Annotated in this window: 12 protein-coding genes; 11 read left to right on the top strand and 1 reads right to left on the bottom strand. The window is 60.6% G+C overall.

Features of this window, described 5'->3' with window-relative positions; all coding sequences use genetic code 11:
- The first annotated feature begins 186 nt into the window (after positions 1–186).
- From sucC to htpG, 8 genes are all read left to right on the top strand, one after another.
- Positions 187–1,353 carry an ADP-forming succinate--CoA ligase subunit beta gene (gene sucC / locus LLJ08_RS11920; RefSeq protein WP_014820474.1) on the top strand — a complete coding sequence of 389 codons (1,167 nt, stop codon included), beginning with the start codon at positions 187–189 and terminating at the stop codon, positions 1,351–1,353.
- A complete protein-coding gene (gene sucD, locus LLJ08_RS11915; protein ID WP_014820473.1) occupies positions 1,353–2,237 on the top strand; it encodes a succinate--CoA ligase subunit alpha in 885 nt (294 codons plus the stop codon). The genes sucC and sucD overlap by 1 nt, the downstream gene beginning before the upstream one ends.
- 450 nt (positions 2,238–2,687) lie before the next feature.
- Entirely contained in the window at positions 2,688–4,007 is a 1,320-nt protein-coding gene (gene brnQ, locus LLJ08_RS11910) for a branched-chain amino acid transport system II carrier protein (protein WP_101275605.1), read from the top strand.
- A gap of 120 nt (positions 4,008–4,127) precedes the next feature.
- Positions 4,128–4,853: a DUF599 domain-containing protein gene (locus LLJ08_RS11905; protein WP_228207106.1), complete on the top strand. Its 726-nt coding sequence runs from the start codon at positions 4,128–4,130 to the stop codon at positions 4,851–4,853.
- 59 nt (positions 4,854–4,912) lie between these two features.
- Positions 4,913–5,374 carry a PaaI family thioesterase gene (locus tag LLJ08_RS11900; RefSeq protein ID WP_228207105.1) on the top strand — a complete coding sequence of 154 codons (462 nt, stop codon included), beginning with the start codon at positions 4,913–4,915 and terminating at the stop codon, positions 5,372–5,374.
- A complete protein-coding gene (locus tag LLJ08_RS11895) occupies positions 5,371–5,814 on the top strand; it encodes a PaaI family thioesterase (RefSeq protein WP_213575000.1) in 444 nt (147 codons plus the stop codon). The genes LLJ08_RS11900 and LLJ08_RS11895 overlap by 4 nt, the downstream gene beginning before the upstream one ends.
- Before the next feature lie 65 nt (positions 5,815–5,879).
- On the top strand, positions 5,880–7,121 hold the full coding sequence (locus LLJ08_RS11890) for an MFS transporter (RefSeq protein ID WP_221103754.1): 1,242 nt from the start codon (positions 5,880–5,882) through the stop codon (positions 7,119–7,121).
- A 120-nt stretch (positions 7,122–7,241) separates the two neighbouring features.
- Positions 7,242–9,146: a molecular chaperone HtpG gene (gene htpG, locus LLJ08_RS11885; protein ID WP_104097479.1), complete on the top strand. Its 1,905-nt coding sequence runs from the start codon at positions 7,242–7,244 to the stop codon at positions 9,144–9,146.
- A 61-nt stretch (positions 9,147–9,207) separates the two neighbouring features.
- Here htpG and LLJ08_RS11880 read toward each other — a convergent pair whose 3' ends face one another.
- On the bottom strand, positions 9,208–9,642 hold the full coding sequence (locus tag LLJ08_RS11880) for an OsmC family protein (RefSeq protein ID WP_041014089.1): 435 nt from the start codon (positions 9,640–9,642) through the stop codon (positions 9,208–9,210).
- 230 nt (positions 9,643–9,872) lie between these two features.
- Between LLJ08_RS11880 and LLJ08_RS11875 the strand changes: the two genes are divergently transcribed.
- From LLJ08_RS11875 to LLJ08_RS11865, 3 genes are all read left to right on the top strand, one after another.
- Entirely contained in the window at positions 9,873–10,898 is a 1,026-nt protein-coding gene (locus tag LLJ08_RS11875; protein ID WP_101275609.1) for an amidohydrolase family protein, read from the top strand.
- A gap of 66 nt (positions 10,899–10,964) precedes the next feature.
- Positions 10,965–11,432: a DUF3859 domain-containing protein gene (locus LLJ08_RS11870; protein ID WP_101275610.1), complete on the top strand. Its 468-nt coding sequence runs from the start codon at positions 10,965–10,967 to the stop codon at positions 11,430–11,432.
- Between the two features lie 167 nt (positions 11,433–11,599).
- Entirely contained in the window at positions 11,600–13,225 is a 1,626-nt protein-coding gene (locus LLJ08_RS11865) for a methyl-accepting chemotaxis protein (RefSeq protein WP_228207104.1), read from the top strand.
- Positions 13,226–13,232 lie beyond the last annotated feature (7 nt).

The following is a 13,232-nucleotide window of genomic DNA, read 5'->3' as shown; positions in this document are numbered from 1 at the left end:
TCGTGCTGTACCCGGGCCCGACGTATCTGCGGATACGCCGGGCCTTTTGCAAACTGCAGATTCGAAAAGGATTGCAGGTCGCTGAGAGGTATCGTGAATTCGCAGATAGTTTTCAGCGACTTGTGAGGGGGCACGGCGGCTCGTCGTGCTGTAAATGCGCCAATACCAAACCAGACGGTAGAAAGCATGAATCTTCACGAGTACCAAGGTAAACAACTGTTCGCTGAATACGGTCTGCCCGTGTCCAAGGGTTACGCAGTCGATAGCCCAAAGGAAGCAGCGGAAGCCTGCGACAAGATCGGCGGAACGCAATGGGTGGTCAAAGCCCAGGTGCATGCCGGTGGACGTGGCAAGGCAGGTGGCGTAAAGCTGGTTCGCAGCAAGGATGAAGCACGGGCGTTTGCCCAGCAGTGGCTAGACAAGCGTCTGGTGACCTATCAGACCGACGCCAATGGTCAGCCGGTGAGCAAGATCCTTGTCGAGGCTTGTACCGATATCGACAAGGAGCTCTATCTGGGCGCCGTGGTTGATCGCGCGAGTCGCCGGGTCGTGTTCATGGCCTCCACCGAAGGTGGCGTGGATATCGAAAAAGTTGCTCACGACACGCCTGAGAAAATCCTCAAGGCCACCATCGACCCGCTGGTCGGTGCACAGCCGTTCCAGGCGCGCGAGCTGGCATTCCAGCTGGGTCTGAAGGGCGATCAGGTCAAGCAGTTCGTCCATATCTTCGTCGGCCTTGCCCAGCTGTTCCAGGACTATGACCTGGCCCTGCTCGAAGTGAACCCGCTGGTGATCAAGAAGGACGGCAACCTGCATTGCCTGGACGCCAAGATCAACATCGACAGCAACGCTATCTATCGTCAACCCAAACTGCGCGATATGGCCGATCCGTCTCAGGACGATCCGCGCGAGGCCCACGCGGCCAAGTGGGAGCTCAATTACGTAGCGCTCGACGGCAACATCGGCTGCATGGTCAATGGTGCGGGCCTGGCCATGGGCACCATGGATATCGTCAACCTGCATGGCGGTGCGCCGGCGAACTTCCTCGACGTGGGCGGTGGTGCCACCGAGGAACGCGTGACCGAAGCGTTCAAGATCATTCTCTCCGATAGCAATGTCGCGGCCGTTCTGGTGAACATCTTCGGCGGCATCGTGCGATGCGACATGATCGCCGAAGGCATTATCGGTGCCGTTCGCGAAGTGGGCGTCAAGGTACCGGTGGTGGTTCGCCTGGAAGGCAACAACGCCGACTTGGGGGCCAAGATGCTGAGTGAAAGCGGTCTGAACATCATCGGTGCGAGCAGCCTGACCGATGCGGCCATTCAGGTTGTCAAAGCCGCGGAGGGCAAGTAATGAGCGTATTGATCAACAAGGACACCAAGGTCATTTGCCAGGGCTTCACCGGCTCGCAAGGTACCTTCCACTCCGAGCAGGCCATTGCCTACGGCACGAAGATGGTCGGCGGCGTCACGCCGGGCAAGGGCGGCACCATGCACCTCGGTCTGCCGGTATTCAACACCGTTCGGGAGGCCGTCGAGACCACCGGTGCTGACGCCTCGGTGATCTACGTGCCGGCGCCGTTCTGCAAGGACTCGATTCTCGAAGCGGCTTTCGGTGGGATCAAGCTCATCGTCTGCATCACCGAAGGCATTCCGACACTGGATATGCTCGAGGTTAAGATCAAGTGCGACGAACTGGGTGTGCGCCTGATCGGGCCGAACTGCCCGGGTGTGATCACGCCGGGTGAGTGCAAGATCGGCATTCAGCCTGGGCACATCCATATGCCCGGCAAGGTCGGCATCGTCTCGCGCTCCGGCACGCTGACCTACGAAGCCGTGAAGCAGACCACCGACGCCGGTTTCGGCCAGTCGACCTGTGTTGGCATCGGTGGTGACCCTATTCCGGGCTCGACCTTCATCGATATCCTCAAGCTGTTCCAGGATGATCCGCAGACCGAGGCCATCGTCATGATCGGCGAGATCGGCGGTTCGGCCGAGGAAGAAGCGGCGGCCTTCATCAAGGCCAACGTGACCAAGCCAGTCGTTTCCTACATTGCGGGTGTCACGGCTCCGGCTGGCAAGCGGATGGGGCACGCCGGCGCGATCATTTCTGGCGGCAAGGGAACGGCGGAAGAGAAATTCGCAGCCCTGCAGGACGCCGGTGTGAAGACCGTTCGCTCGCTTGCCGATATCGGCAAGGCGCTGGCGGAAGTGACTGGCTGGGAAATGAAGGCCTGATGTAACGCCCGCTCGGCTGCAGTCGGGCGTTCGAGTTGCTCAGTCTTCGCATGCCCCGAGGCAGACCTGACGGTTCTGCCTCGGGGCTTTCAGCTTTGGGTTTGGTAACGTTGCAGCTTCAATCGCTGCTTGGTCCCGCGCTTCATCTATCACGCGTTGAGCGCTTCAACTCTGCGGCGCGACGTTTTTTCGCGGCCAATGTTGACGCTCCGGTCAGCATCCATCGCCGCATCGTGGCATCATTGCCGCTCATTCATACGCTTGTTCGGTCCACAAGAGCGACAGCGTGCAACGAAGGATTCGGCCCAACCGGCTGAATGACGTTTCCCCTTATCCCTGAAGGAAACCCGTATCCCATCATTCAGGCCAATATGAACCGCTGACCCGTCGCGCTCGTGGCATGTGCGTCGCGTTCATTTAAGCCGTCATCCATTTGGTAGTTTTTTCCGCATGAATCGTTTGAAAGGTTTTGACCTGCTGGCTCTTGGCTTCATGACATTTGCGTTGTTCCTTGGCGCCGGCAACATCATCTTCCCGCCCAGCGCCGGTATGGCGTCGGGCGAGTTTATCTGGCAGGCGGCACTGGGCTTCTTGCTGACCGGTGTCGGGTTGCCGCTGCTGACCGTCGTCGCGCTGGCGCGAGTGGGTGGGGGCATGGACCGTTTGACCGCACCGCTCGGCAAGGTCGCTGGTACGGTGCTGGCGGTGGCCGTCTACCTGGCGATCGGTCCGCTGTTCGCGACTCCGCGCACCGCCGTCGTTTCGTTCGAGATGGGCATTGCGCCATTCAGCGGTAACGCCGGCATGCCGCTATTCATCTACACGCTGGTGTTCTTCGCGGCCATGCTGTTCCTGGTGCTGAACCCCGGTCAGCTGGTCAACCGTATCGGCAAGTTCATTACGCCGGTGCTGCTGGCGGCACTGCTGGTACTCGGTGGTGCGGCGATTTTCGCCCCGGCGGGAGAGGTCGGTGCTGCGAGTGAGAGTTATCGTGCGTCGCCGCTGATCAAGGGTTTTCTCGAAGGCTATCTGACCATGGATACGCTCGGCGCCCTGGTGTTCGGCATCGTCATCGCCACCGCCATCCGCGACCGTGGCGTTACCGAACCTGCGCTGGTTACCCGTTACTCGATGATTGCTGGCGTGATTGCTGCGGTCGGGCTGTCGTTGGTCTATCTCGCTCTGTTCTATCTTGGTGCTACCAGCCAGGGCATCGCCGCCGGTGCGGAGAACGGCGTGCAGATTCTGACGACCTACGTGCAACACACGTTCGGCACACCGGGCAGCCTGCTGCTCGCAGTAGTCATCACGCTGGCCTGCCTGACCACGGCGGTCGGCCTGACCACGGCCTGTGGCGAGTTCTTCAGCGCATTGCTGCCGGTTTCCTATCGCACAGTGGTGGTCGTTTTCGCTCTGTTCAGCCTGCTGGTGGCCAACCAGGGTCTGACGCAGTTGATCAGTGTGTCGGTGCCGGTCTTGGTGGGCCTTTACCCGCTGGCCATCGTCCTGGTTGCTCTGAGCTTGCTGGATCGCTTCTGGGTTTCGCCCTCGCGGGTGTTCGTGCCGGTCATGGCGGTGACGCTGATCTTCGGCATTGTCGATGGACTTGCCGCCGCGGGCTTCACCGATTGGGTTCCGGTGCTGTTCACGCAGTTGCCATTGGCCGATCAGAGCATGGGCTGGCTGGTTCCGGTTCTGGTGATGCTGGTGTTTGCAGTCGTCACTGATCGCCTGCTCAGTCGCGCCGATCAGGCGCAGCATCACGCCTGACTTGTTCTCGCGCTGCGTTGCGGCTGACGATAGATCGGTCGCGGGGTAGCGCTGACATTAGGCGCAAGCTTCGGCGACGCGGTGCTGGCTATAATCGCGTGATGTCTCCGAGGGCGCGCCATGACGTTATCCGATTCAACCCTGCCGCATCTGATCGCCGTGCTCTGGTTCATCATCTGTTGGGCTGGATACACCCGCTACGCGAGCTGGCGCGGCCGGGATACGGCTTGTCTGGCGAGTGTGTTGCACCTCTATCGGCAGGACTGGATGCAGCGCCTGCTGTTGCGTGACAACCGTATTGCCGATGCCAACGTGATCGGCAATCTGGAGCGCAACGCATCGTTCTTTGCATCCAGCACGCTGATCATCCTTGCAGGCATCCTGACCGCGTTGGGTGCATCCGATCGAGCGGTTTCGCTATTGGCCGACCTGCCATTTGCGCAACCGGTCAGCCGCGGTCTTTCGGAAGTCAAGCTGCTGTGTCTGGCGGTCGTCTTCGTCTATGCGTTCTTCACCTTCAGCTGGTGCATGCGCCAGTACAACTTCGCCGCGGTACTGGTTGCTTCGGCGCCGATGGTGGGCGAGCGCAACGTCAGTGATCAGGAGCGCAGGGCTTTCGCCGAGCGTGCGGCGCGGGTCCTGTCCATGGCGGCCAACCAGTTCAACTTCGGCTTGCGCGCCTATTACTTCGGCATGGCCACCTTGGCCTGGTTCGTTCACCCCTGGTTCTTCATGTTGGTCACCACAGGCGTGGTCCTGATTCTCTACCGCCGCGAATTCCACTCGGACGTACTCGGGGTGATGGTATTCACGCCAACTTCCCCGGCCGAACTGCCCAGGGAATAGGGCGCGTACATGGCAAGGCGGTATCATGCGCGCCTTGAGCAAATCCCCCGAGGATTCGAATGAGCGATAGCCAGATACTCGAGCGCACCCAGCGCTTCTTGTCCTTTCTGCGACACTGTGAGGTGCTGGGTCTGACAGTCGAGCATGCCGACAGCCGCGGCCTTACCCTGCGCCTTCCATACAGCGAGAAGATCATCGGGAACCCGGAAACCGGCGGAGTCCATGGCGGTGCGATCACCACGCTGATGGACACCACCTGCGGCATTTCCACGGCCTGCGCCCTGCCGGAGCTGGAAGTTTGCCCGACGCTCGATCTGCGAATCGACTACATGCATCCCGCCGAGGCCGGACACGATATCTTCGGGTTCGCCGAGTGCTACCGCGTCACTCCAACGGTCATCTTTACTCGTGGCGTCGCCTATCAGCGCGACATCAACGAACCGATCGCTCATGTGGTCGGCACCTTCATGCGCATGGGCAAGGCTGCACCGGCAGCCATGGGCAAGGAGGGCGGCGCATGAGCGATCTCAACCTCAACGAGCTGGTCCAGGATGCACACGCCAACAACGATTACGACTCGCTGATCAAACTGGTGCCGTACGCCAAGCTGATCGGCATCGAGTGCCTGCGGCTCGGTGACGAAATGGTTTTTCGTCTGCCGCAGAACGAGGACAACATCGGCAATCCGCTGCCGGCCATTCACGGCGGGGTCATCGCAGGCTTCATGGAGCACGCGGCGATGCTGCATCTGCTGATGTTCATGGGCGCGCCACATTTGCCCAAAATCATCGACTTCTCGATAGATTATCTACGCGCCGGTCACTATCGTGACACCTTTGCCGCCTGCCAGGTCTGGCGCCAGGGTCGCAGGGTCGCCAATGTCGCGATCACCGCCTGGCAGACCCATCAGGCCGAGCCCATCGCCACCGCCCGCTGCCATTTCAAGATCGACGAGCCCTGACGCATTCGTCAGGGTGGCGTTACGGTGTGCGGCGTCACCTTGTGCGATTGCGTGAAGGAACTCGAATGGAAGCACTTCTGATCCTCGGCGGCTTGCTGCTGATTCTTGCTGGCGCCGTCTGGCTCATCAGCTTGGCATTCTCGACGAGCTTGCTCTGGGGCCTGGGCAGCCTGCTGCCTCCATTGACGTTGGCGTTCGTATTCAGTCACTGGCGCGTTGCGCGCAAGGCGCTGATCCTGTCCTGCCTGGGTTTCATTCCGTTGATCGTGGGGCTGTCGCTGCTGGCCAGTCGCGATGCCGAGCGGCTGGAGGCGATTTTCAGTCTGCGTTGGCTGCCAACTCAGGTCGAGCCGGATCTTGCCATGGGGGTGCGCGGGGAATTGAACGGACGTCGATTCGCGCCGCAACAGGGTGAGCTCATAAATGGCGTACTGAATCTGCGTGAGGGGAAGGGCTTCTTCGCTCGCCAAGAGGTGACGATTCGCTTGCGCGAACCGATCGAGGGTGCGTTGCGCATCGACGTTCTGCCCGATGACATCGGCGCATTGCCTGAGGTCGAAATCGCCTGGCTGAACCCCGATCAGGAGCTGCCGGAGACGCGACGCCTCGATCGCGGTTACACGTTGCATCTTGATCTGCAACCGGTGGCGCCGAACAAGCTGCGTGGCGATTTCCATCTCGTGCTGCCGCCACAGTTCGACACCAGCATCACCGGCGTCATCGAGCTGTACACCGATCGCCTGCGCTACCTGAACGGTCAGGTCGACCGCCGCCATGATTCGCGGGACACCCTGGCCTTCGTGATCGAGGACTACCTGCAGCGTCGTCACGCGAGCCGGGACGTCGCTTTGCAATCGACGCCCGTCGTCACGTTGCCGGCCGAAGAGTTGGAGGTTGAGGTCCAGGCTCAGGTGAAGGGCGAGATGCAGGCGTTCACGCTGCCCCTGGCAAAGAACGAGCAGGGCTGGCACGTCAGGGGCGATGACTATCCGCCCCTGACCGAACCTGCGGTGGAGACACCTGTAACGACGACCAAGGCGGCCGAGCCCGTTGCTGCGACGGTGCCGCAAAGCAGTCTGGATCGGCGACTGCGCTTCTCGATGGAGCAGGTCCTGCGCACGCCTGACCGCTATCAGCACCTGTTGATGCGCGCGCACACCGAGCGCGGCGGTGTTGCAGAAGGGCGCTTCGCTGGTCTGGATAGCGAGGGCAATCTGATCATCAGGCGGGTCATCAGCGGCCCCGGCGAAGCGACCTATAACCTGGCTCCCGGGGAGATCGTGCTGCTCGAACTCGTTGACCCTTGACTGGGCTGGCTGGCGTTGCGACCCGTCGGCTGCCCTTGAAAATCATCGCCACGCCCCCATCTGCCAGACATCGCCGCAACCGCGGTCCGTGCCATTACGCTGATGTGGAGTTTGTAGACGATGAGTGTGGAGACTCAAAAAGAAACCCTGGGCTTCCAGACCGAAGTGAAGCAGCTGCTTCATCTGATGATCCATTCGCTGTATTCCAACAAGGAAATCTTCCTTCGCGAGCTGATTTCCAACGCCTCCGATGCCGCCGACAAGCTGCGCTTCGAAGCGCTGGCCAAGCCGGAGCTGCTTGAGGGTGGCGCTGATCTGAAGATTCGCCTCAGCTTTGACAAGGATGCCAATACCGTCACCCTGGAAGACAACGGCATCGGCATGAACCGCGATGACGTGATCGCGCATCTGGGTACCATCGCCAAGTCCGGTACTGCCGACTTCCTGAAAAATCTCTCTGGCGACCAGAAGAAGGATTCGCACCTGATCGGTCAGTTCGGTGTGGGCTTCTATTCCGCCTTCATCGTCGCCGACAAGGTCGATGTCTACAGCCGCCGCGCCGGTACTCCGTCCAGCGAAGGGGTGCATTGGTCGTCGCAGGGCGAGGGCGAATTCGAGGTCGCCACCATCGACAAGGCCGAACGCGGCACCCGCATCGTCCTGCACCTGAAGAAGGGCGAAGAAGAGTTTGCCGATGGCTGGCGCCTGCGCAACATCGTCAAGAAGTACTCCGATCACATCGCGCTGCCGATCGAGTTGCCGAAAGAGTTTCACGGTGAAGAACAGGACAAGCCGGCCGAGCAGGAGTGGGAGACGGTCAACCGCGCCAGCGCCCTCTGGACCCGTCCGCGCACCGAGGTGAAGGACGAGGAGTATCAGGAGTTCTACAAGCACGTCGCTCACGACTTCGACAATCCACTGTCGTGGAGCCACAACAAGGTCGAGGGCAAGCTCGAGTACACGTCGCTGCTCTATGTGCCCGGCCGCGCTCCATTCGATCTGTATCACCGCGAGGCGCCGAAGGGCCTGAAGCTCTACGTGCAGCGCGTGTTCATCATGGATCAGGCGGACGAGTTCCTGCCGCTGTACCTGCGCTTCATCAAGGGAGTGGTCGATTCCAACGACCTGTCGCTCAACGTTTCCCGCGAAATCCTGCAGAAGGATCCGGTCATCGATTCGATGAAGTCGGCGCTGACCAAGCGCGTGCTGGACATGTTGGAGAAGCTGGCCAAGGACAAGCCCGAGGACTACAAGAAGTTCTGGTCGCAGTTCGGTCAGGTACTCAAGGAAGGCCCGGCGGAAGATTTTGCAAACAAGGAGAAGATTGCCAGCCTGCTGCGATTTGCCTCCACCAGCGACGCATCGGGCGAGCAGTCGGTTTCGCTGACCGATTACCTGTCGCGCATGAAGGAAGGTCAGGACAAGGTTTACTACCTGACTGGCGAAAGCTACGCGCAGGTCAAGAACAGCCCGCACCTGGAAGTCTTCCGCAAGAAAGGCGTCGAGGTACTGCTGCTCACTGATCGTATCGACGAATGGCTGATGAGCTACCTGACCGAGTTCGACGGCAAGCAGTTCGCCGATGTTGTGCGCGGCGACCTGGATCTGGGCAAGCTGGATTCCGAAGAGGACAAGAAGGCTCAGGAAGAAATCGCCAAGACCAAGGAAGGGCTGATCGAGCGCCTGAAGGGCGCGCTGGGTGATGAAGTCGCCGAGGTGCGCGTCTCCCATCGTCTGACCGACTCGCCGGCGATTCTCGCCATTGGTGAGCAGGATCTGGGCCTGCAGATGCGGCAGATTCTCGAGGCGAGCGGGCAGAAGGTGCCAGAGTCCAAGCCGATCTTCGAGATCAACCCGCAGCATCCGCTGATCGAAAAGCTCGATGCCGAGCCGGACGAGGATCGCTTCGCGGATCTGTCGCACATCCTGTTCGACCAGGCTGCGCTGGCGGCGGGGGATAGCCTGAAGGATCCCGCTGCTTACGTGCAGCGTCTGAACAAACTGCTGGTCGAACTATCGGCCTGATCCCTGGCAGCGATGTACGAACGGCCCGTCAAGTGACGGGCCGTTTTCGTTTCGGGTCGCTTCAGAGCAGGACGCTGACCAGACGAGTGCCGTGGGTGAGATTGTCGGCTACCGGGCAACGCTGCTCGATCTGCTCCAGCAATGCCTGCTTGCCGTCCCGATCCAGATCCGCGTCGATGTCCACCTTGATGCGCAACTCCTGAAAGCCCGGCCGTACAGAAGGATCGCGTCCGAGCAGTCCGGCGGGATCGTAATCGGCTTCGATCTCGAAGCGCATGCCGCGCAGTTCGATCTTCTGCTGGTGAGCGATGAAGCGGCCGATGGTGCCGAAACATCCGGCCACTGCCGCCAGAATGGCTTCCAGCGGCGTCGGGCCGAGGTCTTGGCCCGCCGCGCTCTTTGGCTGGTCCATGATCAGGCGGTGGTTGCCGCATTGCACCTCGATTGCCATTCCGGCATTCAATGTTCCGTGCGCGCTGATGGTTTTCATTGCCATGCGATGGGTCCTTTTGTGAAGCGGAAGAAAAGCAGCGCGCAGTGAGGTAGCGGCTGCGCGGTTGTGGTGGTCATGAGACTAGTGTGATGGCGATGGATGGTCGTTGATTTCAGTCAAATACCGTGGGGGGTATGCCTCGGCTGAGTCTCTGGTCGTGCCCCGCAGCATGGCAAAGCTGAACGGGTGGCCCTCCTGACGGTCTACTCGCTGGCTGTCAGGAGGACCGAGCTTTGTACATTTTCAGAATATTTTCCGTTGTAGCCCTCGTTACGTTGTCGTCCGTCGCGGTAGGGGAAGGGCGTGACTATCGTTACAGCGATGCGCATCTGCACTATGTGGATTTTTTCCAGGAAACCGATGGCATGCAAAAGCTGCTGGCAGCGATGGACGCGGGCAGCATCGATCACGTGATGATCAGCGGCATTCCGGTGGCGAAGAAATGGCACGAGAACGAGCCCAAGCGGCCTCGCTACTACGCCGGTGACGATGCGCCGGTGTACTGGTACAGCGCGACCGACGTGCTGGTCGCCGCAGCGCTGGAAGATCTGGATGAGGAGCAGCGCAAGCGCTTCCATCCGTTTCTTTCCGGCTTCAACCCTAACGACAAGAACGCCGACGCGCATATCCGCCGCATGCTGGAGCTGAACCCGGGCCTCTGGCAGGGTCTGGGGGAGGTATTCACCCGACACGATGACGTGACCGCGTTGACCGAGGGCGACACCCCGCGGGCCAACAACGAGGCGCTGGCCAGGGTCTATCACCTGGCGGCGGAGTTCGATCTGCCGGTGATGCTGCATTCCAACATCACCTCCAAGCGAGAGCGCAATCCGCTCTACCTGGTCGAGCTGGAGGAGCCGCTGCGCAATCATCCGCATACGCGCTTTATCTGGGCTCATGCCGGAACCAGCATGGAGCTGCACCGACACCAGGAGAAGCTTGAATTCCTGCACGATACGGTCAGCCGCCTGCTCGATGACTATCCGAATCTGTACATCGACCTTTCCTGGACCATGTTGCAACCTTATCTGCTGGACGAAGATAAGCGTCCCGACCCGAAGTGGGTCGCGCTGGTTAAGCGGCATCCCAAGCGCTTCGTGATCGGCTCGGACGTGGTTGGCCATTTCGATAACCTGGCGACCGGCATGCACGCCTTCGCTCCCTTCCTCGATGCACTTCCAGCCTCCGTAGCGCAAGGCGTGGCGCGAGATAACTTTCTCGCGCTGCTCCCCCGCAAGCGTCAGGCTGAGCTACGTTGAGCGTCATGAGACTGTAATCGGGGCGTCATAACCTGCCTGCTTCGCAAACAGGAAGGAGCAGGTTCCATGTCGTTCACTCGTTGGGCGCTCGTCGCCATGGTACTGGGTGTGAGTTCGCCCGCAGCGCTGGCGCAGGTCGAGGTCGTGGGTGCCGTGGAGTACGGCGTGTTCGAAACCGTCAAAGAGGATTTCGAGCCAGGCGAGCGCGTGCTGACTCGTCGTGACCAGCCCATTCGCCAGACGACTGAGGTGCCGGCGCGGCTCGGAAGCAAGTTCGGCCTGCGCTATCGCCTCGCTGGTAAGCACGACGCCGATACGCCGCTGACCTTGCTATACCTGACGCCAGGTGTGGTGACACCCGATGGCAAGCGGCATGACAAGTTCGAGGTCGTACAAGCGCTGGTGTCGGGCGCCGAAACGGACGTGATGGCATTCGAATTCACCGAGCCTCATGAGATTGTGGTCGGCCGGTGGCATCTGATGGTGTTCCAGGGAGACCGCAAGTTGGCCGAGCAGATGTTCGACGTCCGGTGATGGCCATCTTGTTAGGCCGAGATGGCCATTCGAACCGTTAGTCGGGGAGGGAGTCGAGCGGCGCAAAAAATTGGCGTCAAAGTTCAAGTGAGGGGCCAGGCCTTCCGATAACGGAGCAAGTCACGGTTTGTGGCGTTGTTCCGTTTTTTCATGGAGAAGGTAGTCCCATGTCCATTCGCTCGCTCACTATTGGTAAACGCTCAACACTGGGTTTCGGCCTGATTGGCCTGCTCGTCCTCTTCCTCGGCCTGTTCGCACTGAACCAGATGGCCAACATGCGCAACGAGAGCAAGGAGGTCGATGAGAACTGGCTACCCAGCATCATGGCGCTCAGTGAACTCAACGTCACGGTCATGCGCATTCGAGCCAATACCCTGCGCCTGGCTCTGGCTGAAGAGTCACAGATGGTGCAGGAGACCGCCCAGCGCTTGACCCAGATGCGCAGCGAAGTGGCTCAACGTGATGCCGATTACGCCAAGCGAGTAACCACGGCCGACGAGCGCGCAGCGTATGAGCGCTTCAAGCAGGGTTTCGACCAGTATCTGCTGCTGCAACAGCGCGTCGTGGATCATGTAGTCCGAGGCGAGCGCGCCCAGGCCGTGACGATAGTCAACGGCGAAATCAACGGGCACGCCGACAACGTAACCGCTTCGTTGAACCAGCTTCTGACTATCAACAACGAGGAGGCCAACCGGGCGGCCGAGCGTGCGTCCTTGCAATACGACACAGCCCTGAGTTGGGTGGTGGTCACGCTGGTACTCGCCGCTGGCATTACGATCACGCTTGCCTGGGTCTTTACCCGGAGCGTTGTGGGTCCGCTGGGGATGGCCGTTTCGGTAGCCGAGCGTATCGCTGGTGGTGACCTGACCGGAGACTTCGCTGTCGATGGCAAGGACGAGCCGGCCCGCCTGCTGACATCACTGAAAGCCATGCAGGCCAATCTGCGCGGGACCATTCAGGGCATCGCCGAATCCTCCAATCAGCTTGCCTCGGCGGCTGAAGAGCTCAATGCGGTGACCGAAGACTCTACCCGTGGCCTGCACCAGCAGAACCACGAGATCGAGCAAGCGGCTGCCGCCGTGAATGAGATGACCGCAGCCGTAGATGAAGTGGCGCGCAACGCGGTGGCTACCTCCGAGGCCTCCCAGGACTCCAACGACACCGCACAGCGCGGTCGCAAGCAGGTGATGCAGACAGTCGAGTCGATCAATCTGCTGGCAAGCGACGTGACCAATACCGCTGGAGAGGTGGAGCATCTTGCCGGTCAGGTGCGAGACATAAGCAAGGTGCTTGAAGTGATCCGCTCGATTGCCGAACAGACCAATCTGCTCGCACTGAACGCCGCGATCGAGGCGGCCCGGGCTGGCGATGCTGGCCGCGGCTTTGCGGTGGTGGCCGACGAGGTACGTGCTCTGGCGCATCGTACCCAGCAGTCCACCGGTGAGATCGAGCAGATGATTGGCAGCGTGCATCAGGGCACGGACAAGGCCGTGCATGCGATGCAATCGAGCAACGAGCGTGCCCGTACTACGTTGGAAATGGCTCGGGCGGCCGGCGAAGCCCTTGATGGCATCACCTCGGCGATCAGCCAGATCAGCGAGCGTAACCTGGTGATTGCCAGCGCCTCAGAAGAACAGGCTCAGGTCGCGCGGGAAGTGGATCGGAATCTGGTTAATATCCGTGACCTGTCGCTGCAGTCCTCGGCAGGTGCCAATCAGACGAGCGCGGCCAGTCAGGAACTGGCCCGCTTGGCCATCGACCTGAACGGCTTGGTGGCGCGTTTCAGGATCTAACTGCTCG

The organism is Stutzerimonas chloritidismutans, from assembly GCF_020783375.1.
Lineage (GTDB): Bacteria > Pseudomonadota > Gammaproteobacteria > Pseudomonadales > Pseudomonadaceae > Stutzerimonas > Stutzerimonas kunmingensis.
The sequence above is the reverse complement of the archived record's forward strand: the minus strand, read 5'-3'. Positions and strand labels throughout refer to the sequence as shown.